The sequence below is a fragment of the Bradyrhizobium sp. Ken51 genome, assembly GCF_055807435.1.
Map to the genome: position 1 here is coordinate 36,107 of NZ_JBVVPB010000029.1, position 21,791 is coordinate 57,897.

Consider the following 21,791-nt stretch of genomic DNA (forward strand, 5'->3'; position numbering starts at 1 on the left):
GCGGTCTCTGGCTACGCTCCCTCCCAAACACAAACAACCGGGAGGCTCATCATGCCCAAGCTCGATCATCTCCGCCCCAGCGGCCTGCATCACAATCCCGCCTATTCGCATGTCGTCACCGCCACCGGTGCGCGGACGATCTACATCTCCGGCCAGGTGTCGGTGGACGAGGAGGGGCGGATCGTCGGCGAGGGCGACATCGCCGCGCAGACCACGCAGGTGATGCAGAATCTCGGGCACGCGCTGAAAGCAGCCGGCGCGAGCTACGCTAATATCGTGAAGATCACGACCTTCGTCGTGAACTACAAGCCGGAGCTGCGCCCGATCATCGGCAAGGCACGCTCGGCCTTCTTCGAAGGCATGGAGCCGCCGGCCTCGACGCTCGTCGGCGTCTCGGCGCTCGCCGCGCCGGAATGGATGATCGAGATCGAGGCGGTCGCGGTCGCGGATTGAGGTCTTTCCCGTAGCCCGGATGGAGCGAAGCGTAATCCGGGTTACGAGTAAGTCTTCTTGGACATCTCTTGCAGGACAGCCATCGCGTCGTCCGCCCTGTCAGCCGGCACAAACAGATGATCGTGGTGGAACGCCGAAACGGCGTTCACGCTGATGCCGGCTGTGGCGAGACGCGCCGTGATCGCCGCCAGGAAGCCCACCGCATCGAGTGCGGAGTGAACCGTCAGGGTGATCAGGCACGATGCGAATGCGTACCGTAGTCCCGCCGCTTCGGCCTGTTCGCGTGGGATCACGAGCGTCGTTCCTTCCTGCTCGCGGAACGTCAGCAAAGGGCTGAGCGCCGCGGGGATCGGCTGGTTTGTCGGGATGGCGCAGAACACGAAAATGCCCGGCCGCCGATCCGGCTTCATGTCTCTCAGCAGCGCGTCGAGATCGCATTCGCCTTTCATCACTCCTGCGCCTTTTCTGGCCCCTCATACGCGATGCCGCGGATCACTGCGGCGCTGCCGAACTTCTTGCGCAGGCTGTCCACCGCGCGCTCGGCATGGGCGGCGCGGCGGTCGAGCATGTCGGTGTCGTCGGCAACCGAGCCCTCGCGCAGGGCGCTGACGCCGGCGCCCATCAGGCGGAAGGCGGTGCCGTCGATCTCTTTCGCCAGCATCTCGCGGCAGATCGAGAAGATCTTCGCGGCAAGCTGCGTCGGGGCCGTGATCGACTGCGAGCGCGTGCGCTGGCGGAAATCCGCGGTCTTCAGCTTCAGCGTGACGGTCAGGCCGGCGAGCTCGCTGCTCTTGAGGCGAGACGACGTCTTTTCGCACAGCCGCCACAGGATCTTCTCCAGCGTCGCAAAATCCCGGATGTCGGTCTCGAACGTCGTCTCGCTCGAAATCGTTTTGGCGCCCCGATCGGGCTCGACGCGGCGGTCGTCGATGCCGCGCGCCAGCCGCCACAGCCTGCGGCCGTCGCTCGGGAACTGCCGCATCATCTCGATCTCGTCGGCCTTCTGCAGGTCGGCGATGATGCGGAAGCCGCGTTGCACCAGACGCTCCTGCGTCGCGGGGCCGACGCCGAAAATGAAACCGACCGGCCTCGAAGCCAGCATCGCGCGCGCTTCCTCCTGGTCGAGCGCGGCAAACCCGCGCGGCTTGTCGAGGTCGGAGGCGATCTTCGCCAGGAACTTGTTGCAGGAGAGGCCGACCGAGACGCTGATGCCGATGTCGTGCTCGATGTTGCGTGCGAACCGCGCCAGCACCTTGGCCGGGATCATGCCGTGCACCCGCTCGGTGCCGGAGAGATCGAGGAACGCCTCGTCGATCGAGAGCGGCTCGACCAACGGCGTCAGCGCCTGCATGGCCTGGCGCACCTCGCGCCCGACCCGGACATATTTCGCCATGTCCGGCGGGATCACAGCGGCATGCGGGCAGGCTTCCAGCGCCTTGTACATCGGCATGGCCGAGCGCACGCCGTAGGTGCGCGCGATATAGCAGGCAGCCGACACCACGCCGCGCTTGCCCCCGCCGATGATGACGGGCTTGTCGGCGATGTCGGGATTGTCGCGTTTCTCGACGGTCGCGTAGAAGGCGTCGCAGTCGATATGGGCGATGGTCAGGCTTGCGAGCGCGCGGTGGCGGGCGAGGCGGGGGGAACCGCAGGCGGAACAGCGCCGCACGCCCATATCCAGATCGGCCGAACAATCCCGGCAGAAGCAGCGGGGCCCGGCCGTCTGCAGGGAGGTCACGGCACGTCGCGCTCCCAATTGGGGTCGCCGAGCGCGTCGCCGAGAACCTGCCGCGCTGCGGCAACGTTGGTCGGATGCAGTTCCGCGGACGAGGCAAAGGCCTTCACCGTGGCGTCATCGCGCATCACGAAATCGAGCACGCTGAGGAGGAAATTGGGGTCCGAGGCGGCATTGCGCAGCATCTCGGGGCCGACCCCTGTCTCGGCCAGGAACAGGCCCAGCCGCTCGGGTTCGGCCGCGACGAAAGACAGCGCCTGAAGCGCAACGATTTCAGCGACTTCGCGGGGGTTGTGAACAGGCTTTTTCACGTGGCCGGTTTGCCTTTCCGTTAACTTTCGGTGTCTACTTTGGGGCCACCATGCCCGAGTCTCGTTCCTGAGTCTTGCGACCCCCGACAAGCAACTGGAAACCACATCGCAGAAAGTCGGCCCTCGGGTTTAACGAAACTCAAGCGAATTCGAGGCTAGTTTGAATCCAGTTTTCGAAGCGCCGGCGACCGGCGCCTGAGGCGTCACATGCATCGGTCTGCGGACCAATCAGGAGGGCGGGATGGCTAAGACCGTCCTGATCGTGGAAGACAACGAGCTCAACATGAAGCTCTTCCGCGACCTGTTGGAGGCGCACGGCTACCAGACCACCGGTACCAGCAACGGCTACGAGGCGCTCGACCTCGTTCGCAAGATGCGGCCCGACCTCGTGCTGATGGATATCCAATTGCCGCAGGTCTCGGGCCTGGAGGTGACGCGCTGGATCAAGGACGATCCGGAGCTGCGCAGTATTCCCGTCGTCGCCGTCACGGCGTTCGCGATGAAGGGCGACGAAGAGCGCATCCGCGAGGGCGGCTGCGAAGCCTATTTGTCCAAGCCGATCTCGGTCGGCAAATTCATTGAGACGGTCCGACGTTTCATCGGATAGGAAGTGAGTTCACAGTGTCCGCGCGTATCCTCGTCGTCGACGACGTCCCAGCCAACGTCAAGCTGCTCGAAGCCCGCCTATCCGCCGAATACTTCGACGTGATGACCGCCGCAAACGGCACCGAGGCGCTGGCGATCTGCGCCCGCGCCGAATGCGACATCATCCTGCTCGACGTCATGATGCCGGACATGGACGGTTTCGAGGTCTGCCGCCGCCTCAAGACCGATCCGGCCACCCATCACATTCCGGTCGTGATGGTCACCGCGCTCGACAGCCCGTCCGACCGCAACCGCGGGCTGGAGGCCGGTGCCGACGATTTCCTGACAAAACCCGTCTCCGATGTCGTGCTGATCGCGCGCGTGCGCTCGCTGACCCGGCTGAAGATGATGACCGACGAGCTGCGCATGCGCGCCATCACCTCGCTCGAGATCGGTATGCAGGCGCCCGAGCGCAGTGCAATCTCGGACACCGGCAAGGGCGGCCGCATCCTGCTGGTCGACGACCGCCAGTCTTCCTATGAGCGGCTGGCGACGATCCTCGCCGCCGAGCACACCATCGACGTCGAGCCGAACCCGACGGAGGCGCTGTTCCACGCCGCCGAGGGCAACTACGACCTGCTGATCGTCTCGCTCGACCTCAACAATTTCGACGGCCTGCGGCTGTGCAGCCAGGCGCGCTCGCTGGAGCGCACGCGGCATGTGCCGATCCTGGCGATCGCCGACCCCGAGAACGCGACGCGGCTGCTGCGTGGGCTCGAAATCGGGGTCAACGACTATCTGCTGCGTCCCATCGACAAGATCGAGCTGCTGGCGCGTGCCCGCACCCAGATCCGCCGCCGCCGCTACACCGACCATTTGCGCGACAACGTGCAGAACTCGATCGAGATGGCGATCACGGATGCGCTCACCGGGCTGCACAATCGCCGCTACATGGAGAGCCATCTGGCGACGCTGGCCGAGCAGGCCGCGACCCGCGGCAAGCCGCTGGCGCTGATGATCCTGGACATCGACTACTTCAAATCGATCAACGACAATTACGGCCACGACGCCGGCGACGACGTGCTGCGAGAATTCGCCGTGCGGGTGCGCAAGTCGATCCGCGGCATCGACCTGGCCTGCCGCTACGGCGGCGAGGAATTCGTGATCGTGATGCCGGAGACCGATCTCCACGTCGCCGGCATGGTGGCCGAGCGCCTGCGCCGCTCGATCGCCGGCGAGCCCTTTGCGATCCACAAGGGCACCAAGCGCATCGAGGTCACGATCTCGATCGGCCTGACCACGCTGGAGCAGAAGGGCGAGGCGGTTGGCGACGTCCTCAAGCGCGCCGACACCGCGCTCTATCGTGCCAAGCACGACGGCCGCAATCGCGTGGTGTCGCACGCGGCGTGAGGCCGCTCGCACAGGCCGGCGCAAAAAAACGCGAAAACAACCCCATGCACAGTAGCAGACGCCAGCTAAGTCAATAGCTTACGCGGGTGGCAAAACGGCTGAAGCAGGCGGCAGGCCGTTTGACTCGTCGGGCAAAACAGGAGCATGCTGGTAGCATCCCGAACATCCCAAAAACTCCGCCGTCATTCCCCGCGCAGGCGAGGAATCCAGCACGCCACGGCGGGACAAGCGGGCGTCCACCCTTCAAGTCAGGCAGGATACGGCTCCGACCATTCTGCCTTGGCCAGGGCCGCGCCGGTGCTGGACTTTGCGATGATTTCGTAAGTGTACAGGCCGGAATTGCAGGGGCCCCAGGTTCGTAAGCTCTCCGGCTTCACGATGTTATCTGAAGGAAATGGGATCTCCTGGCCCCCCATCTCGTAGTTCTTCTCTCTGCGAAACTTGACGACGATCGTGCGCGTGCCGGGCGGAACACTTTTCATCTTGATTTCGGGATTTGGAAAGACGGTGGTGCAGGGCCGCGGAGGTCCAAACGTGAATTGGATATTCATCTCGTCGGCCCAGGCCTGGGTGCCGATGATCAGAAATGAAATTGGTAGCAACGACGAAAATCTAATCATGGGCACGCCCCAAAAAGAAACCAGTGTATCGGCAGGGCCGCCTGATGCCAAGTTTACCCCATGTCTCCCCCTCGCAGCCCTTGGCCTTCCACTCCCTTCAGCACGTCACAGAAAAGGCCCGCCGTAGCGGGCCCTGTGGAGATGGACAAAGTCCGGATTACTTCTGATCGACGTTGCTGGTCCCCGAACCTGGCGTACCGATCGGCAAGCCGTTCGCCGCATGACCGACGCCAACGCCCGGCGCACTGACGGCTCCAGGAGTTTGATCTTGCGGAAGCGTCTTGATGCCCGTCCTTGCTTGCTCGGCGGGGCTCATCTGGCCCCTGTTGTCGCTGTTGGCACCGTTGGTCGCCGTGATGCCGGACCTGTCGCTCCCGTTTTGCGTGCCCGTCTGTGTCGACCCGGACGCGGTGCCGCTCGTGCCCGAGCTGCCCGGTGCGGCCGGTGTGCTCGCGGTATTGCCGTTCGGCGTCGGGGGCTGAACGTTCGGGTTGGTTGGAGAGTTGTTGGTGTGAGCGCCGGTTGAGGTTCCGTTTGTGCCCATGCCGGATGGCGCCGAGGGGCCTCCACTAGCGGCGCCAGACGTGCCAGTACCTGCGCCTGAGCTCGCGGATGATCCGGACGCGCCGCCGCTCGCGGCCGCGCCACCCGCGCCGCCGCCGGCACCACCACCTCCTCCTCCGCCGCCTTGTGCGAGGACGGGGGCGGCAACAGCGAAGGACAGCGCGGCTGTAAGAAGAAGCGTTTTTCGATTCATGACCTTCTCCATGTAAAGAAGGTCAACTACGCCGAAATGGCGATGGTTCCTTTCAGTTCACTTCCTTCAACAGACATTGCGGTGCGTGCTCGCCTCCGGCCTTTTTGCGGCGAGCGGATCGGGTTCTGGTCCTTCGGCTGCGTCAGGGATGCCGGGCCGCCCGCTCCCCTGGCTTCACCGCAGCCTCATTGCCCACATCCACCCCCGCATTCCGCAATAACACCGTCGCCGCTTCCTTGGCGGCGCGGGCCATTGCGGGGTCGTCGCGGACGAGGTCCTGCGCGATCGAGCCGTCGACCAGCAGCACGAGCTGCGTTGCGAGCGCCTCCGCGTTCGCAACGCCGAGCTCGTTGAGGCGGTCGCGAAACCAGATGCGGCGGCTTTCCTTGAAGGCGATTGCGATCTTCTTCACGGCGCGGTCGGCCGGGCCAAGCTCGGCGACCGCATTCACGAACGGACAGCCGCGAAAGTCTTTTGCGGCGAAGCGGCGCTCCAGCGAATCGAATGTTGCGAGGATCTGCTCGGCCGGAGGCTTGTCGGAGGGGCGGGGCTGCACGAAGCGGCGCTCCAGATAGGCCGCGATCAGCGCGTCCTTGGAGGGGAAGTGGTTGTAGAGCGTGCGCTTGGAGATGCCGATCTCGGCCGCGATGGTGTCGACGCCGATGGCGCGAATGCCCTGCAGATAGAACAGCCTGTCGGCGGTCTCGAGGATCCGCTCTTTCATCGTCTGTGGGGCGGGCGGGGGAGCCATGCGGCGGTGAATGTCCTGTTCGCTTGACAGCGCACGCTATCCATAGCCTAAGTACACAGGTCTGTGTAACCAAAATCAACCGATATTGCAGACGACGGCGCCCCCGCCGCGCCGATGAGGGAGAAGAAAATGCCCCTGTTGCAGGTCCTGCGCCCGACATTGCCTATCCTGATCGGCGCCTCGATCATGCTGACGCTGAGCATGGGGCTGCGGCAGAGCCTCGGCATCTTCATGCAGCCGCTGACCCACGACATCCATTTGTCAATCTCCGACTTCACACTGGCGCTCGCCGTGCAAAACCTCGCCTGGGGCTTTCTTCAGCCGCTCGCCGGCGCGATGACCACGCGCTACGGCTTCCGTCCCATCATGATCGCAGGCTCGTTCATGTACATCGCGGGCCTGGTGCTGATGGCAACCGCGAACGGCCTCGTCGCCATCATGATCGGCGCCGGCGTGCTGATCGGGACGTCGCTGGCCTGCACCGCGGCGGTGATCGCGATGTCGGTGGCGGCGCGCGCAGTGCCCGCAACGGTGCGTTCCACCGTGCTCGGCATCGTCTCGGGCGCGGGCTCGCTCGGTGCGCTGCTATCGGCGCCGATCGGGCAGATGCTCAACGAGGGATTCGGCTGGCGCGTCGGGCTCGCCGGCTTCGTGGTGATGTCGGTGCTGATGATCCCGGCGGCCTGGTATGCCGGGCGCGTCGACGCGGTCCCGCTGCCGAAGCCCGCGACTGACGAGATCGTCGATGCCACGGCCATGATCGCGGCGAAGACCGCGTTCGGCAACGCGTCATTCGTGGTGATGACCTGCGCCTATCTGGTCTGCGGCATGCAGCTCGTGTTCCTCACCACGCATCTGCCGTCCTATCTCGCGATCTGCGGCCTCGATCCGATGCTGAGCGCGCAGACGCTCGGCATGATCGGCGGCTTCAACGTGCTCGGCTCGCTGTTTTTCGGCTGGGCCGGCCAGCGCTGGAACAAGCTCGCGCTGCTCGGCGGAATCTACATCTTCCGCTCACTCGCGCTGGCCTGGTACTTCATGCTGCCGGCGACGCCTGCCTCGACCTTGCTGTTCGGCGCGATCATGGGCTTCCTGTGGATGGGTGTCGGCCCGCTGGTCGCGGGCGCGGTCGCCGAGATGTTCGGCCTGCGCTGGCAGGCGATGATCCAGGGCCTCGCTTTCATGAGCCACCAGATCGGCAGCTTCCTCGGAGCGTATGGGGGAGGGGTGCTCTACGACGCGCTCGGCTCATATACGATGGCCTGGCGCATCGGCGTCGCGCTGGGGCTGGCCGGCGGCATCGTGCAGGTGGCGTTCGCGCTGATCCGGCCGTCGCAGCCGCCGACGCCGGTGTTGCGGACTGCGTAGGGACGCGTCCTCATGAGCGTCCGCTTTGGAGTTTACAGCGGACGCCGCGCTGCTTGGCCGTGATCGGCCGCTTGTGGCCCGTAGCTGACCTCACCATTTGATCAAAATTTAGCGTTTGACTGAGGTCTGTCGTTGACACGTTCGGTTATCGTTGGATGCTCTGGGGCAGCTACGGTGACGCTCGATTGTGGCCTGAACCGGCTGTTTTGGGTTCTCTTTGCGAGGAATGTTGTGCCCTCTCCAAACACAATTGCAAAAGCTGTACTGTGCGCCGGGCTGTTATCGCCATTGGTCGCGATGATGGTCCCGAATTTTAGATGGCTGTTCCGTGTGGTTTTGCTCGCGGTCGTGCTCATTGGCGCGGCGGTTTGGGTCATGGGAGAGGCGGTCGATATTGAGGCCGCTAAGCCAAATGAAAGTCTCGATGTCCTGCTCGGGTATGCGATAAATTTCTGGACAGTGATTCTTGGCGGATCGTTATTCATGGCAAGCGCTGCTGTGAAGGCGGCTTGGTTCTATTTCCGCAAAAGGCAACAGGTCGCCTTAGGTTAAGTAACCCGGCGAGGTCTGCATTTGGCCCATCTGCGACCTCGAAGGCCTTCAGGTCTGCGGCCGATGTTGGCGGTAAACCGGACATCTGGCGGGGAAACTGCTCAGGGGTATCGACATCCGAAGGCATGGCTCCAAGTCCACCGGGGCAACGAATGTCTTGCGCACTCTCGGCAAAGGGCCTGCCTTGTTCGTGCTCGTCGGCGATGTGCTGAAGGGCGTGGGGGCCATCATCGTCGCGCGCTCGTTCTGTCCTTGGCTCTATGCAGAATTAGCCACGCCGCCGACAGCGTCTGATCTGCAGCTGTGGGTGCCGTGGGCTGTTTGTCTGGCTGGAATTGCCGTGCTGTTGGGACATAGCCGATCGATCTGGCTGAACTTCACGGGCGGCAAGTCGGCTGCCGCCGGACTCGGTGTGTTGCTGGCGATGTCCTGGCCCGTTGGATTGGGGGCTGCAGCCGCCTTTGGCTTCGTGCTGGCTATCACCCGGATCGTTTCCTTGAGCTCGATGCTCGCGGCGTTGACGGCAATCGTTCTTGTCTGCGCGGTCGAGCACCCATTCCCGTACCGGTTGCTGGTGATCGGAGGCGGCCTCTACGTGATCATCCGCCATCGTGCGAACATACAAAGGCTGTTGGCCGGGACGGAGCCCCGTTTGGTTCGAAATGGCCAAGGTGCGAAAGCGGAGGCGCAAGTTTAGCACGGGACTTGTTTGGGGTCGGCTCTGCGCAGCAGCGTTTCACGCTGCAGCGCGTCCGGGACGGGAGAGGGAACGTGCGGGGTACAGTCGCAGTCCCCGCGCCAGTGCCGGGCGGCGCGATGCCGGCTGCCTTTCCGGCAGCTTTCCGAAATACGAAAGAGTTTGCATCAGCGCGCCTCTGACGGCGGGCTCGATCTTCGCGCAAATAGCCCAGCAGACCAGAACAAGCAGGCCCAGCGCGATCCAGACGGCCGAGGTGGCATCCAGCCCGGCATCGACCAGAGCCCGAATGATCGCGGTGCCAATGACGTTGTGCGTGAGATAGAGCGGATAGGTGATCAGTCCGAGCGTTCTCAGATAGGCTGGCGTCTTGGGGGACGCGATGCCCGCAGAGCGCCGGTGCCGGTTCGCGGCGAGGGCAATGAGGAGCACCGCAGCCGCCCACACCATGATCGGCACTAGGGCTGATTGATCCGCGATGGCGGGGATGGACGTCAAGAAAAACGAGGCAAAGAAGCAGATTTCCGCCGCGCCCGAAAGGCACGTGATGGCAATTGCGATCTGTTCGAGCACCGTCAATTGTCTGTTCGCGGAGATGAACAGCCAGATCCCCAGCGCAAAGAAGCAGCCATGCGTCAGCAGGAACGCCGCGCACGGCACCCGGAACATGAGAATGACCAGATAAGGCAAGTCGGACGGCGTCGTGCAAGACAGCACGAGCAGCGCGACGGCATTGAAGATTGCGCTGTAGATGGTGAGCCCCCAGGCCAGGTGCCGCAGGGTGATCCTCTTCGTGAGCATCGCGCAGAACACGAGACCATAAAATGCCGTCTCGGCGGCCAGCGTCCAGTAGACCTCGTCAAGCCATTGGCCTGTGACGCCCTTCGGGACCATCAGCATGGCGTGGATATAGGGCAGAATGAATTCGGATGCGGGTCCGCTTCCGAAGAGGAGCAGAACGAGGAAGGTCGCGGTGGCGCAAACCCAGACCGCCGGATAAATCCTGAGCGCGCGGCCAAGGAGAAACTCGCCCGGCGAAGATGTGCTCGCGGAATTCGCGATGACGAAACCGGAAATGACAAAGAAGATTTCAACGCCGACCCAGCCGAACCATGTGTAGGGCGCGGCGGACGGGTAGAGAACATCGGCGGCGACGGTGCGCTCGAAACCCGGGACGCCGATCGAGGTCCAAGCCCAGGACCAGAACATCTGGTGAAACATGGCGACGCCGAGGGCGGCGGCGAAGCGCAGCGGATCCAGCAACGGCAAATGGCTCTTCACGGGAATGGACCAGGTTCATGCAACGATCCCGCTGGAGATATTGAAACCGGTCACGGCGCTCTGCGAGGTGGGTCACACTTGGTCTGTCCCGGGCCAAATGCATCAATTCCGCTCATTGATCGAACTCGGTCAATTTTGCTCGATCCCGCAATATGATTTGTCGCTGGGACTGCCCGATGAAGCTGAGAATGTCACGATCCCTGAGTTGTGACAGAGCACGTGACACCGTCTCCAGCGTCAGCCCCAAATAGTCGGCGATATCGCGACGGTTCATGGGGAGGCTCATAATTCCGGCCGCAGTCAAGCGGACGTCCATCTCGATCAAGAAAGCCGCGACCTTCTCGATTGCCGTTTTCCTCCCGAGTAACAGCATGTGAGTTTCGGCATGTTGAAGGCTGCCGGTGACGAGCCTGAGCACGTTGTTGGTCACGGTCGCACTGCCACGCTCGTGCTCGGCGACATTCTGGCGGTCGGTCAGGCGGACAATCGTTTCCACAATCGCCTCGGCGGTAAATCGGTGAACTGCACCGTTCTCGACGCCGAAGATGTCACCCGGCAGATGAAAGGCCATAATCTGCCGCCGACCGTCGGCCAACAATTTATAGCTTCGAACCGCCCCGCTCTTGACCTGGTAAAGATATTGGATCGGCTCCGCCTCTCCGAAGATCTCGGTGCCGCGTCGATATTGAATTCGCTGCAAAACACAGCGTGCCCGGCGAGCGCATTCAATTCGCTCGAGCTTGGCCGTTGAGGCACAATTTGTTGCTTTCTTACGAGCATCGTTCCTCCCCCGCTTGCGCGGAACCCAACTGAGGCTATGGGAAAAATCGGCAAGCAAGATTGAGGGAGATCAAATTCGATGCAATGAGCGCAGCGGTACTGCAGCAAGGCAAAATGAAAAGCCGCCAGCTTTTGGGCAGGCTGGCGGCTCGTTGTTCGCTACGCCAGCGGTATGAACTAACGCGTGCGTCCTGACCGCTTGAGATCGGCGACCTTAAACCTGTTGCCGGCGGCCAGGCTGCTGCACAACCAGTGGGCCTTGTTGCGGCCTTCGCCCAAGAACGTCTTTGTTTCGACGCAACCCAGGTAAGATGTGTGGGTGATGGTGTCTCGGCAGGTTGGTGAGAAGGGTCCGTAGTCTAGTTGGCCGCCCGACTCGCTACATCCGATCCAAGGCTCCTTGCCTTTCGGAAAGCTCGATGCACAGCCACCGTTGCAGCTGCTGGCGACTTTCTCCAGGCTGGCAATTCTCCCCATCACAGAACCCGGCGCGTAAGAAGGCGTGCGCGCGGCTGACGTTTGAGCTGTTGGCGCAGTCCGACGCGGCGCAATTGTGTTTGCACCCCGCACCAGCACGTGCGGCCTTGCCACCTGTTTCGGCGCGTCGACCGTGACAGGGGGAATCGTGGCGGCGGAGCCGGTTGGGATTTGCGACGCTGCCGGCGCGCACAGCAAGATTGTTGACAAGGCAGCGACGGCTGAAGGCACGACAAGGCTTGATGAGAATCTCATGACCATGTCCTTCCAAAGCCGGGACGGACATTCTGCCCGGCAAGTGCACGGTAACATACATTTTGCGCCGAGCAACCGGGGGTAGAGAGGATATTCCTGTCGACACGCGAGAGCCGGCATCGTGGCCAACAGATCGGCGAGGTTTTTGGGCTTGCCAATCTGAGGTCAGCTGGTCAGTCGCGCACCTTGGCGATATTCCGAGGCTGCTGACGCGCAACCTTGCCGGGCTTCTGTCCGGTCTTGTTTGCAAGATCAGGCACGTCCAGCAATTCGGTGTCGAGCTGGCGCTGGCTGTAGGACGCGTCGAAGATCACGAGCACAGTGGCGGCAATGACGAGACCGAATCCGCCGAACGCTGTTGCCGTTCCGAACAACGCGAGCACTGCATTGTGGGGAATGATCACATCCAGCCCACCCGCGATCATCGTCAGCAGGAACAAAATGGCCGAGGCAAGACCGCTGAAGCAGGTCCTTTGATCCAGGTTCTTGCTTGATCCAAGTTAATGCGCGTTGGTGTTCTCAGGAACGGTGGCTGGCCGGGTGCTTTGACTGCGCGTGTTTTTTAGCTCGGAGGTCAATAATGCGCGCAGTCAACATCATCTCTTTGCTTCTGGTTATCGTCGGCGGTGTGAACTGGGGCCTGGTCGGACTTTTCGACTTTGATCTCGTGAGTGCCATCTTCGGCAACGGCGCGGCAGAGACCGCGACATCGTCGGCAGCATCCCGCGTGATCTATGTGGTCGTGGCGCTCTCGGCGATCTGGCAGATTGGAGCGCTCGCACGTACAGCGTCGGCGGACCGACAAGTCAGTTATCGGTGAACGCGGGCCGGTGGACCAGTTCGCAATTCTGGAAGGCAGCGCCCGGACAGGGCCGATCTACTTCCTGCCGTGGCGAACGGGGTTTGGGCTGGCGCAGAAGGTCGGATTAATTCCGAACTCCGCGTTCGCCGCCTGTTACCGCCTGCCAGACGATGTGGTCTGCCCAAATCCCCTGATCTGTGCGGCTCGCATCGGCGACATGGTCGACATTGCGGTTCGGCGTGCACGTTTGCATGACCTGCCGCGGGCCGTCGTGGGCTACAGCATGGGGACAGTTCCGGCGACGCTTGTCGCTGCAGCGCTCGGCGTACCGCTCTGGAGCTTCGCGTCGGCTGACAGGGGGGACCTCATGATATGGTCGAGCCCGGCTGCGCGTACGGTCCAGCGCGATGCGGTGCGCATGGGATTTTCGCGGAATGATTTCTCTATCGCGCTCAGGAATCTCAACCCGATCGATTCGATCCACAGTGTCCACCGGGATAGCCGGATTGTCGTTGGACGTTTTGACCGTCTCGTTCCGCGAGCCCGCAGCCAGGCGTTAGCGGAGAGGGCGCGTCGATACCTGCCTACGAAGAACGTCGTCGAACTGCCGCTTGGTCACCTCGGCGTGCTCGGGCTGAGCCCGTGGTTGCAGCGACGATGGATGGCCGGGTAACGGCCGCAGCGCGTCCGGCACCCGAGAGGCTGGGCGCAAAATGAAACGGGGCCCGAAAGGGCCCCGCGAAAGTCTTCTACGTTCCGCGATCTTGCTTACTTGATCTTGGCTTCGCGGAATTCGACGTGCTTGCGCGCGACGGGGTCGTACTTCTTCTTGACCAGCTTGTCGGTCATGGTGCGCGAATTCTTCTTGGCGACGTAGTAGAAGCCGGTGTCGGCCGAGGACACGAGCTTGACCTTGATGGTGACCGCTTTGGCCATGTTCAGAACCTCAGGAATGAAGGGAATCTGGAGCCGGCCAAATGGCCCGCGTTGGCCGGCAACCTAGCCAGAAACGGCTTGATGTCAAGATTTTAGGGGTCGGAAACCGCTCAAATCGGCCCGATTACGCCTCGAAGAACCGGTTTTTAGGCCGGGGCAGGCCCAGATTCTCTCTCAAAGTGGGCCCTTCGTACTCTTTCCGGAAAATCCCGCGGCGCTGCAGCTCCGGGACCACCTTGTCGACGAAATCGTCGAGGCCGGCGGGCAGGAACGGGAACATGATGTTGAAGCCGTCGGAGCCGCGCCCGACCAGCCATTCCTCCATCTGGTCGGCGATGGTTTTGGCCGTGCCGACGAAGGACAGCCCGCCATAGCCGCCGACGCGCTGGGCGAGCTGGCGCACGGTGAGCTTGTCGCGGGCGGCGAGGTCGACCATGCGCTGCCGGCCGCTCTTGCTGGCATTGGTCTCGGGGATTTCGGGAAGCGGTCCATCCGGATCGAAGCCGGAGGCATCGGTGCCGAGAACGACCGAAAGCGAGGCGATGGCGCTGTCGTAGTGCACGCGGCTGTCGAGCAGCGCGCGCTTCTCCCTGGCCTCGTCGACGCTGTCGCCGACCACGACGAAGGCGCCGGGCAGGATCTTGAGGTGCTCAGGGTCGCGGCCGATCTGCGCCATGCGGCCCTTGACGTCGGCATAAAGCTTTTGGCTGTCGGCAAGGCTGCCGCCGCCGGTGAAGACGGCTTCCGCGGTCTCGGCGGCGAGCTGCCGGCCGTCCTCGGAGGCGCCAGCCTGCACAATCACCGGCCAGCCCTGGACCGGCCGGGCGATGTTGAGGGGACCGCGCACTTTCAAATATTTGCCTTGGTGGTCGAGCACATGCATCTTGGCGGGATCGACGAACACGCCGCTTTCGACGTCGCGCACGAAGGCGTCGTCGGCGAAGGAATCCCACAGGCCGGTGACGACGTCGTAGAACTCGCGGGCGCGCTTGTAGCGCTCGGCGTGCTCCATGTGGTCGTCGAGACCGAAATTCAGCGCCGCATCCGGGTTCGATGTGGTGACGATGTTCCAGCCCGCACGGCCGCCGCTGAGATGGTCGAGCGAGGCGAAGCGCCGCGCGACGTGATAGGGCTCGTCGAATGTGGTCGAGCCCGTCGCGATCAGGCCGATCCGCTCGGTGACGGCGGAGAGCGCCGACAACAGCGTGAAAGGTTCGAACGAGGTGACCGTGTGGCTGCGCTTGAGCGCATTGACCGGCATGTTCAAGACGGCGAGGTGATCGGCCATGAAGAAGGCGTCGAACTTGCCGGCCTCAGCTTCTGGATCAGCGTCTTGATGTGGCCGAAGTTGAAATTGGCGTCCGGCCAGGCCCCGGGATAGCGCCAGGCGCCGGTGTGGATGCTGATCGGGCGCATGAACGCGCCAAGCTTGAGTTGCCGTTGTGCCATCGCCCGGTGTCCGTTCTTGGTGTCGTTCCGGAAGACATAGGCATGCCCTGGAACTCCGCCATCGGGGGAGGCGGGAAGATTATTTTGTTTTTGAGTGGCCGCTCAGCACATTCCCGTCATTCCGGGGCGCCGCGTAGCGGCGAACCCGGAATCATCGAGCAGCAAGGACGGTGATGAATGGATTCCGGGTTCGCGCTTCGCGCGCCCCGGAATGACGGAGGAGAGACGTGGGCCCGCGCGGCCAGTCAGCTCAAAATATCCTTCTGCATCTTGCCGCCGTAGAAATGGAAGAACGGCACCGGCGCATCATGGCGGAGCGGGCCGGTGGCAAGGCGCGCGTCGAGCTCGTTGAGCACGTTGCGCGTCATCGGATGCAGGTCGGCGAGTGGCTTCGAGCCGAGCTCGACCCAGACCAGTTCGACCAGCTCGGCATCGGCATGGATCACGCCGTCGACGCGATGAGCGATCGCGGAGGCGTCCGCCGTGAAGAAGCGCGTGTCGAACCGCTTGACGCGGCCGGGCGGGGTGATCGCGCGCGCGATCAGGAACAGGCTGGAGGGATCGGGCAACAGTCCCGCATCCGCGAACGGCTTCCAGGGGCCTTCGAGCTTGGCCTTCATCTCCGCCTTGCGTCCCAGGCAGAGACCCGTTTCCTCGCAGGCCTCGCGGATCGCGGCAACCGCGAGCGACTTCGCGCGCGAGGCCGGCGTCTTCGGACTGCCCTTGGCGAGATTGGCTTCCAACTCGGCGGTGACCGGCGCCGCGCACGGCACGCGATAATCGTCCTTGTCGACACGGCCGCCGGGGAAGACGAACTTTCCGGGCATGAACACCACGTTGTCGTGGCGCTTGCCGACCAGGACTTTTGGAGTTGTGCCGCTGCGATCGACCAGGATCAGTGTCGCCGCATCCCGCGGGCGGAAATAGGGATGATGGTCGGCTTCCTTGCCCTCGTGGATCTTCGCCTTTTCTGCCTGCGCCGTATCCGTCATGTCCTCACCCAAACCACTTTTGCTTATTTTGCTTACACCGGCGGAATACCATCGGTCGGGTTCTCGTCAAACCCATGCATGCGCAGAGCCCATTGCAATCCTACCACGGCTCCCTTCACCGGCTGCAGCAGGGCGAGCGAGGCGACGAAGGTGAAGGGCAGATAGGCCGCGAAGCTGATCCAGACCGGCGTGGTGTAGTTGGTCTCGATCCACAGAATAGCCGGCACCACGATGTGCCCGACGATGACGATGACGAGATAGGCGGGCAAATCGTCGGCGCGATGCGGCGTGAAATCGAGGCCGCAGACCGAGCAATTGTCCGCGGTCTTCAGGAAGGCGCGGAACAGCTTTCCCTCGCCGCAGCGCGGGCAGCGGCCGCGAAAGCCGCGCCTCATCGCAGCAAAGACGTCACGCTTCTCGACGAGGCCGGTCTCGCGCGTCCAGATCTTCGGGGCTGCGCTCACCATGCCTTGCCCTTCTGGCCCTTGCCCTTGCTTTTTCCCTTGGCCTTTTTGCCCTTGCCGGGTTTCTTCGGCTTGTCCGGCTTGCGCTTCTTGTCGGGACTGCGCCCGGGGTGCGCCTTGAACGAGGGGCGGCGCTGCGGACCGGATGACCTGCGGCCCCGCGGCGCGGTCTCGCCGGACGATGACGACAGCAGCTCGAAGCGTAGCGCGCCTGCGATGGGGGCTGCTTCAATCAAGCGGACGTCAACGACGTCACCGAGCTGATGCATGGTGCCGCTGCGCGTGCCGACCAGGGCATGGCGGCCCTCGTCATAGTTGAAATATTCCGTGCCGAGGGAGCGGATCGGGATCAGGCCGTCGGCGCCGGTCTCGGCGAGCTTGACGAACAGGCCGGCGCGCGTGACGCCGGAGACGCGGCCCTGGAAGCTCGAACCGATGCGGTCGGCGAGATGGTGCGCGATCAGGCGGTCGACGGTCTCGCGCTCCGCTTTCATCGCGCGCCGCTCGGTGACCGAGATGTGGGCTGCGACCTCGCTTAAGGTTTCCGGCGTCTCGGTGTCGGGCAGCGCGCCTTCGCCGAGCCCGAGCGCGCGAACCAGCGCACGGTGCACGACGAGATCGGCATAGCGGCGGATCGGCGAGGTGAAATGCGCATAGCGGCGCAGGTTCAGGCCGAAATGACCGTAGTTCTCCGAGGAATATTCGGCCTGCGCCTGGGCGCGCAGCACGACCTCGCTCACCAGCGGAAAGTGGTCGTGGCCTTCGAGCTGCGCCAGTACGCGGTTGAACAGAGCGGGGCGCAGCGCGCCGCCTTTCGCGAACGGAACGTCCAGCGTCTCCAGGAATTCCGCAAGCGCGTGGACCTTTTCCAGGGTCGGCTCGTCATGCACGCGGTAGATCAGCGGCAGCGACTTCTTCTCGAGCATCTCGGCTGCCGCGACATTGGCGAGGATCATGAACTCCTCGATCAGCTTGTGCGCGTCGAGCCTGTCGGGGACGACGACGCGGTCGACGGTGCCGTCGCTCTTCAACAGGATCTTGCGCTCGGGCAGGTCGAGATTGAGCGGATCGCGTTCGTCTCGTGCGCGCTTGACGCAGGCATAGGCGGCATAGAGCGGCCGCAGGATCGGATCGAGCAGGGGGCCCGTGGTGTCGTCCGGCCGGCCGTCGATCGCGGCCTGCGCCTGGGCATAGTTCAACTTGGCTGCGGAGCGCATCAGGATGCGATGGAAGCTGTGCGAGCGTTTCCGCCCGTCGGGGCCGATGATCATCCGCACTGCGAGCGCGCCGCGCGGCTCGCCCGGCACCAGCGAGCACAGATTGTTGGAGATGCGCTCCGGCAGCATCGGCACGACGCGATCGGGGAAATAGACCGAGTTGCCGCGATCGAGCGCGTCGCGGTCGAGCGCGGTGCCCGGCCGCACGTAGAAGCTCACATCGGCGATGGCGACATCGACGATGAAGCCGCCCTTGTTGTTGGGATCAGGATCCGGCTGCGCGTGCACCGCGTCGTCGTGATCCTTGGCATCCGGCGGATCGATGGTGACGAGCGGCACGTCGCGCCAGTCCTCGCGCCCCTTCAAAGTGGCCGGCTCCGCCGCTTCGGCCTCGCGCTCCGCCGCGGGGCGGAATTGCAGCGGGATGTCGTGCGCGTAGATCGCGATCAGGCTGATCGCCTTCTCCGACTTGACCGAGCCGAGCTTCTCCTTGACGCGGCCCGATGCCAGCCCAAAGCCGCGCGAGCGGATGATGTCGACGCTGACGAGATCGCCGTCCTGCGCGCCGTGCGTCTCGGTCGGGGCGATGTTCAGCTCGCGGTCGGCGGACTTCTTGTCGACGGGGATGATCCGTCCGCCGCCTTCGGGCAGGCTGCGGAAGACGCCGAGGATGCGGCTCTTGGTCTTGTCGAAGACCTTGATGATGTGGCCGCGATAGGCCGGGCCTTCGGTCTCATCGGAGCGCTCGACCCGCAGCAGCGCGCGATCGCCGACGCCGGCCGCGGTGCCGGGCTTGGGCCGGCGCGGCATCGTGATGAGGATCTTTGGCGGTTCGCCGCTTTCGACCTCGTCCCATTCGGTCGGGGAGGCGACCAGCTCGCCGTCGGCGTCGCGCCCGGTGATGTCGGCGACCAGCGTCGGCGGCAGGCTGTCCGGCTCTGAAATCGTATGGCGCTTTTTCTTGACGAGCCCGTCGTCGGCGAGCTCGCGCAGCATGCGCTTGAGCTCGATGCGGTCGGCGTTCTTCAGGCCAAACTCGCGTGCAATTTCGCGGGTTCCGACCTTGCCAGGATTTGCCTTAATGAAGGCGACGATGGCTGCCCTGTCGGGAAAGCCACGGTCATTCTTGCGTTTCACTTAACCTCTATTTGGTGCCGGCACTTTTCTTGGCCGGAGCTTTGGCGCCAGCTGCCTTGGTCGGCGACGTTTTGGCCGTCGACGACACGGCGGCGCGCGCCTTGCTGGTGGATTCGGATTTGGGTTTGGCCGCCTTCTTCGCGGCCGGCTTTTTGGTTTTTGGCGCGGCGTCGTCGCCGTCGGCGGCCTTCGCCGCAGCCTTCTTGGCCTTGGCCGGCTTCGCCGCCTTCTTCGGTTTCTTGCCGCCGCCCTTGGCCGCGCGCTCGTCGATCAGCGCGATCGCCTGCGGCAGCGTGATGGCATCTTTCTCGATGTCGCTCGGGATCGTCGCATTGACGCCGCCCGCCGTGACATAGGCGCCGTAGCGGCCGCCCTTCACCGTGACGGTGCCGAGGGTGGGATGATCGCCGATCGCCTTGCCGGGATCGGCGCCGAAGCGGCGGCTCGGGCCCTTGGCGATCTTCTCCGCGATCAGCGTCACGGCGCGGTTGATGCCGATGTCGAACACTTCGTCGCCGGCCTCCAGGCTCGCGTAGGTCTTCTCGTGTTTCACGAACGGGCCGAAGCGGCCGAGACCTGCGGTGATCGGCTCACCGGTTTCCGGATGCTTGCCGATCTCGCGCGGCAGCGACAGCAGCTTGAGCGCAAGCTCGAGCTCGACATCTCCAGGGGAAGTCCCCTTCGGAATGCCTGCGCGCTTCGGCTTCTCGCCCTCCGCATAATCCTTCTGCTCGCCGAGCTGGATGTAGGGGCCGAACCGGCCGGCCTTGACCCAGACATCGCGACCCGTATCAGGGTCCTGGCCGAGAGAGCGGTCGGCCGTCGCCTCGCCGTCGGCGGCGAGCTGACGGGTGTAGCGGCATTCCGGATAGTTCGAGCAGCCGACGAAGGCGCCGAACTTGCCGGCCTTGAGATTGAGCCGTCCGTTGCCGCAGCTCGGGCATTGCCTGATGTCGCCGCCATCGGTGCGGGGCGGATAGATGTGCTGCCCCAGCATGTCGTCGAGCACGTCGAGCACCTGGGCTACGCGCAGATCCTTGATCTCGTCGACCGCGCCGATGAAGCCGGTCCAGAAATCCTTCAGCACCTGCTGCCAGGAGATCTCGTTGTTGGAGATGCGGTCGAGCTGCTCTTCCAGATTGGCGGTGAAGTCGTATTCGACGTAGCGGGCAAAGAAGCTTTCGAGGAAAGCGACCACGACGCGGCCCTTGTCCTCGCCGTGCAGGCGCTTCTTCTCGAGCTTGACGTAGCCGCGGTCCTTGAGGACCTGGAGGATCGAGGCATAGGTCGAGGGCCGGCCGATCCCGAGCTCTTCCATGCGCTTGACCAGCGAGGCTTCGGAGAAGCGAGGCGGCGGCTCGGTGAAGTGCTGGGTGACGGCGAGCGACTGCCGCTTCAGCGCGTCGTTGGGGCTCATCGCGGGCAGGCGGCGGGAGTCCTCGTCCTCCTCGTCGTCGCGGCCTTCCTGATAAAGTGCGAGGAAGCCGTCGAACTTGACGACCTGGCCGGTGGCGCGCAGGTCCAGCGTGCGGCCGCCGACCTTCGCGGTGATGTCGACCGTGGTGCGTTCCAGCTCGGCCGATTCCATCTGGCTCGCGATGGTGCGCTTCCAGATCAGTTCATAGAGCCTCGCCTGATCGGACTCGAGCTTGCGGCTCATGCTGTCGGGACGGCGCGACATGTCGGTCGGCCGGATCGCTTCGTGGGCTTCCTGGGCGTTCTTGGCCTTGGCCTGGTACTGGCGCGGCGCGTCCGGCACATAGGCGTTGCCGTAATCCTCGCCGATCACCTTGCGTGCCTGGGTGATCGCGGACGGATCGATCTGCACGCCGTCGGTCCGCATATAAGTAATGAGTCCGGTGGTCTCGCCGCCGATGTCGATGCCCTCATAGAGCCGCTGCGCGATGCGCATGGTGTGCGCCGGCGCGAAGCCGTATTTGCGGCTGGCTTCCTGTTGCAGCGTCGAGGTGGTGAAGGGCGCCTGCGGATTGCGCCGGGCCGGCTTGGCATCGACCGCGGTCACGGCGTAGCTGGCGGCTTCCAGCGCCTTCTTGAAGTCCTCGGCTTCCGCGCCGGTGCCGATGTCGAGGCGCTGGATCTTCTTGCCGTCGGCGCCGACGAGACGTGCCTCAAAGGCGTCGCCGCGCGGCGTCAGCAGGGTCGCGATCAGCGACCAGTATTCGCGCGCAACGAACTTTTCGATCTCGAGCTCGCGGTCGCAGACCAGCCGCAGCGCGACCGACTGCACGCGGCCCGCCGAGCGGGCGCCCGGCAGCTTGCGCCACAGCACGGGGGAGAGGGTGAAGCCGACCAGATAGTCCAGCGCGCGGCGCGCCATATAGGCGTCGACCAGCGCACCGTCGATCTGGCGCGGATGCTTCATGGCGTCCGTGACCGCCTGCTTGGTGATGGCGTTGAACACCACGCGTTCGATCTTGTGGTCCTTGAGCGCGCGCTTCTCTTTCAGGACCTCCAGCACGTGCCAGGAGATGGCCTCGCCCTCGCGATCAGGGTCGGTCGCCAGAATCAGGCGATCGGCGTTCTTGAGGGACTTGGCAATGTCGTTGAGCCGGCCGGCCGCCTTGGGGTCGACCTCCCAGATCATCTTGAAATTGGCGTCGGGATCGACGGAGCCGTTCTTCGCGGGCAAGTCGCGGACATGGCCAAACGAGGCCAGAACCTCGTAGGACGAGCCCAAATACTTGTTGATCGTCTTGGCTTTCGCCGGCGACTCCACAATGACGATATTCATGTAGTTCCAG

21 protein-coding genes and 2 pseudogenes are annotated in these 21,791 nt (G+C 63.9%); 9 read left to right on the plus strand and 14 right to left on the minus strand.

Going from position 1 to position 21,791, the window contains the following annotated elements; translation table 11 throughout:
* The first annotated feature begins 51 nt into the window (after positions 1-51).
* Positions 52-453, plus strand: a complete 402-nt coding sequence (locus tag AC0L27_RS33060) for a RidA family protein (RefSeq protein ID WP_085351382.1) — start codon at positions 52-54, stop codon at positions 451-453.
* Between the two features lie 41 nt (positions 454-494).
* On the opposite strand, the gene AC0L27_RS33065 is transcribed toward AC0L27_RS33060, so the two are convergent.
* From AC0L27_RS33065 to AC0L27_RS33075, 3 genes are read right to left on the minus strand one after another with little or no spacing between them, the layout of a single operon-like run.
* Entirely contained in the window at positions 495-902 is a 408-nt protein-coding gene (locus tag AC0L27_RS33065) for an ACT domain-containing protein (protein ID WP_354255076.1), read from the minus strand.
* Positions 902-2,191 carry a DNA polymerase IV gene (locus tag AC0L27_RS33070; protein WP_354209403.1) on the minus strand — a complete coding sequence of 430 codons (1,290 nt, stop codon included), beginning with the start codon at positions 2,189-2,191 and terminating at the stop codon, positions 902-904. The genes AC0L27_RS33065 and AC0L27_RS33070 overlap by 1 nt, the downstream gene beginning before the upstream one ends.
* Positions 2,188-2,499, minus strand: a complete 312-nt coding sequence (locus AC0L27_RS33075) for a DUF3572 domain-containing protein (RefSeq protein WP_275167934.1) — start codon at positions 2,497-2,499, stop codon at positions 2,188-2,190. The genes AC0L27_RS33070 and AC0L27_RS33075 overlap by 4 nt, the downstream gene beginning before the upstream one ends.
* A gap of 241 nt (positions 2,500-2,740) precedes the next feature.
* On the opposite strand from AC0L27_RS33075, the gene AC0L27_RS33080 reads away from it, so the two are divergent.
* The gene (locus tag AC0L27_RS33080) at positions 2,741-3,106 is read left to right on the plus strand and encodes a response regulator (RefSeq protein ID WP_007603272.1); all 366 of its coding nucleotides are present in this window, start codon (positions 2,741-2,743) and stop codon (positions 3,104-3,106) included.
* Positions 3,107-3,120: 14 nt separating this feature from the next.
* Positions 3,121-4,494: a PleD family two-component system response regulator gene (locus AC0L27_RS33085; protein ID WP_018455158.1), complete on the plus strand. Its 1,374-nt coding sequence runs from the start codon at positions 3,121-3,123 to the stop codon at positions 4,492-4,494.
* 248 nt (positions 4,495-4,742) lie between these two features.
* Here the strand turns inward: AC0L27_RS33085 and AC0L27_RS33090 are convergent, their stop codons facing one another.
* The gene (locus AC0L27_RS33090) at positions 4,743-5,114 is read right to left on the minus strand and encodes a hypothetical protein (protein ID WP_354218050.1); all 372 of its coding nucleotides are present in this window, start codon (positions 5,112-5,114) and stop codon (positions 4,743-4,745) included.
* A gap of 284 nt (positions 5,115-5,398) precedes the next feature.
* Here AC0L27_RS33090 and AC0L27_RS33095 point away from each other — a divergent pair, with 284 nt between their 5' ends.
* A complete protein-coding gene (locus AC0L27_RS33095) occupies positions 5,399-5,596 on the plus strand; it encodes a hypothetical protein (protein WP_354209405.1) in 198 nt (65 codons plus the stop codon).
* Positions 5,597-6,013: 417 nt separating this feature from the next.
* Here AC0L27_RS33095 and AC0L27_RS33100 read toward each other — a convergent pair whose 3' ends face one another.
* Positions 6,014-6,622, minus strand: coding sequence for a TetR/AcrR family transcriptional regulator (locus AC0L27_RS33100; protein WP_354058853.1), 609 nt, complete (start codon positions 6,620-6,622; stop codon positions 6,014-6,016).
* A 129-nt stretch (positions 6,623-6,751) separates the two neighbouring features.
* Here AC0L27_RS33100 and AC0L27_RS33105 point away from each other — a divergent pair, with 129 nt between their 5' ends.
* The 3 genes and pseudogenes from AC0L27_RS33105 to plsY all read left to right on the plus strand — a co-directional run.
* On the plus strand, positions 6,752-7,990 hold the full coding sequence (locus tag AC0L27_RS33105; protein ID WP_473321853.1) for an MFS transporter: 1,239 nt from the start codon (positions 6,752-6,754) through the stop codon (positions 7,988-7,990).
* A 174-nt stretch (positions 7,991-8,164) separates the two neighbouring features.
* A complete protein-coding gene (locus AC0L27_RS33110; RefSeq protein ID WP_354254979.1) occupies positions 8,165-8,542 on the plus strand; it encodes a hypothetical protein in 378 nt (125 codons plus the stop codon).
* Between the two features lie 76 nt (positions 8,543-8,618).
* Positions 8,619-9,239: pseudogene (gene plsY / locus AC0L27_RS33115) on the plus strand (glycerol-3-phosphate 1-O-acyltransferase PlsY); the annotation flags it as partial.
* Between the two features lie 39 nt (positions 9,240-9,278).
* Here plsY and AC0L27_RS33120 read toward each other — a convergent pair.
* From AC0L27_RS33120 to AC0L27_RS33130, 3 genes are all read right to left on the minus strand, one after another.
* Positions 9,279-10,502, minus strand: a complete 1,224-nt coding sequence (locus AC0L27_RS33120) for an acyltransferase family protein (protein ID WP_354210718.1) — start codon at positions 10,500-10,502, stop codon at positions 9,279-9,281.
* 130 nt (positions 10,503-10,632) lie between these two features.
* Positions 10,633-11,250, minus strand: coding sequence for a helix-turn-helix domain-containing protein (locus AC0L27_RS33125; RefSeq protein ID WP_473321880.1), 618 nt, complete (start codon positions 11,248-11,250; stop codon positions 10,633-10,635).
* Positions 11,251-12,205: 955 nt separating this feature from the next.
* Entirely contained in the window at positions 12,206-12,436 is a 231-nt protein-coding gene (locus tag AC0L27_RS33130; protein WP_354210719.1) for a hypothetical protein, read from the minus strand.
* Positions 12,437-12,612: 176 nt separating this feature from the next.
* Between AC0L27_RS33130 and AC0L27_RS33135 the strand changes: the two genes are divergently transcribed.
* Both AC0L27_RS33135 and AC0L27_RS33140 read left to right on the plus strand, forming a co-directional pair.
* Positions 12,613-12,852: a DUF378 domain-containing protein gene (locus AC0L27_RS33135; protein WP_275167922.1), complete on the plus strand. Its 240-nt coding sequence runs from the start codon at positions 12,613-12,615 to the stop codon at positions 12,850-12,852.
* Positions 12,853-12,862: 10 nt separating this feature from the next.
* Positions 12,863-13,507 carry a hypothetical protein gene (locus AC0L27_RS33140; protein ID WP_275167921.1) on the plus strand — a complete coding sequence of 215 codons (645 nt, stop codon included), beginning with the start codon at positions 12,863-12,865 and terminating at the stop codon, positions 13,505-13,507.
* A 95-nt stretch (positions 13,508-13,602) separates the two neighbouring features.
* Here AC0L27_RS33140 and rpmG read toward each other — a convergent pair whose 3' ends face one another.
* The 6 genes and pseudogenes from rpmG to topA all read right to left on the minus strand — a co-directional run bounded on the left by rpmG (position 13,603) and on the right by topA (position 21,781).
* Positions 13,603-13,770 carry a 50S ribosomal protein L33 gene (gene rpmG, locus AC0L27_RS33145; protein WP_007603295.1) on the minus strand — a complete coding sequence of 56 codons (168 nt, stop codon included), beginning with the start codon at positions 13,768-13,770 and terminating at the stop codon, positions 13,603-13,605.
* A gap of 124 nt (positions 13,771-13,894) precedes the next feature.
* Positions 13,895-15,219 (minus strand): annotated as a pseudogene (locus AC0L27_RS33150) (LLM class flavin-dependent oxidoreductase).
* A 245-nt stretch (positions 15,220-15,464) separates the two neighbouring features.
* The gene (locus tag AC0L27_RS33155) at positions 15,465-16,211 is read right to left on the minus strand and encodes an NUDIX hydrolase (RefSeq protein ID WP_354210721.1); all 747 of its coding nucleotides are present in this window, start codon (positions 16,209-16,211) and stop codon (positions 15,465-15,467) included.
* Between the two features lie 32 nt (positions 16,212-16,243).
* Positions 16,244-16,678: a DUF983 domain-containing protein gene (locus AC0L27_RS33160; protein WP_275167918.1), complete on the minus strand. Its 435-nt coding sequence runs from the start codon at positions 16,676-16,678 to the stop codon at positions 16,244-16,246.
* Entirely contained in the window at positions 16,672-19,029 is a 2,358-nt protein-coding gene (gene rnr / locus AC0L27_RS33165) for a ribonuclease R (protein ID WP_275167917.1), read from the minus strand. Before rnr ends, AC0L27_RS33160 begins: the two co-directional genes overlap by 7 nt.
* Positions 19,030-19,036: 7 nt before the next feature.
* Positions 19,037-21,781, minus strand: a complete 2,745-nt coding sequence (topA, locus tag AC0L27_RS33170; RefSeq protein WP_354058862.1) for a type I DNA topoisomerase — start codon at positions 21,779-21,781, stop codon at positions 19,037-19,039.
* Positions 21,782-21,791: the final 10 nt, after the last annotated feature.

Excerpts from the sequence above, each read along its gene's own strand:
- AC0L27_RS33155 (WP_354210721.1), bottom strand. The coding sequence starts at position 16,211 with ATGACGGATACGGCGCAGGCAGAAAAGGCGAAGATCCACGAGGGCAAG.
- AC0L27_RS33160 (WP_275167918.1), bottom strand. The coding sequence starts at position 16,678 with ATGGTGAGCGCAGCCCCGAAGATCTGGACGCGCGAGACCGGCCTCGTC.
- AC0L27_RS33135 (WP_275167922.1), top strand. The coding sequence starts at position 12,613 with ATGCGCGCAGTCAACATCATCTCTTTGCTTCTGGTTATCGTCGGCGGT.
- AC0L27_RS33105 (WP_473321853.1), top strand. The coding sequence starts at position 6,752 with ATGCCCCTGTTGCAGGTCCTGCGCCCGACATTGCCTATCCTGATCGGC.
- AC0L27_RS33090 (WP_354218050.1), bottom strand. The coding sequence starts at position 5,114 with ATGATTAGATTTTCGTCGTTGCTACCAATTTCATTTCTGATCATCGGC.
- AC0L27_RS33060 (WP_085351382.1), top strand. The coding sequence starts at position 52 with ATGCCCAAGCTCGATCATCTCCGCCCCAGCGGCCTGCATCACAATCCC.
- AC0L27_RS33100 (WP_354058853.1), bottom strand. The coding sequence starts at position 6,622 with ATGGCTCCCCCGCCCGCCCCACAGACGATGAAAGAGCGGATCCTCGAG.
- AC0L27_RS33080 (WP_007603272.1), top strand. The coding sequence starts at position 2,741 with ATGGCTAAGACCGTCCTGATCGTGGAAGACAACGAGCTCAACATGAAG.
- topA (WP_354058862.1), bottom strand. The coding sequence starts at position 21,781 with ATGAATATCGTCATTGTGGAGTCGCCGGCGAAAGCCAAGACGATCAAC.
- AC0L27_RS33095 (WP_354209405.1), top strand. The coding sequence starts at position 5,399 with ATGCCCGTCCTTGCTTGCTCGGCGGGGCTCATCTGGCCCCTGTTGTCG.
- AC0L27_RS33065 (WP_354255076.1), bottom strand. The coding sequence starts at position 902 with ATGAAAGGCGAATGCGATCTCGACGCGCTGCTGAGAGACATGAAGCCG.
- rpmG (WP_007603295.1), bottom strand. The coding sequence starts at position 13,770 with ATGGCCAAAGCGGTCACCATCAAGGTCAAGCTCGTGTCCTCGGCCGAC.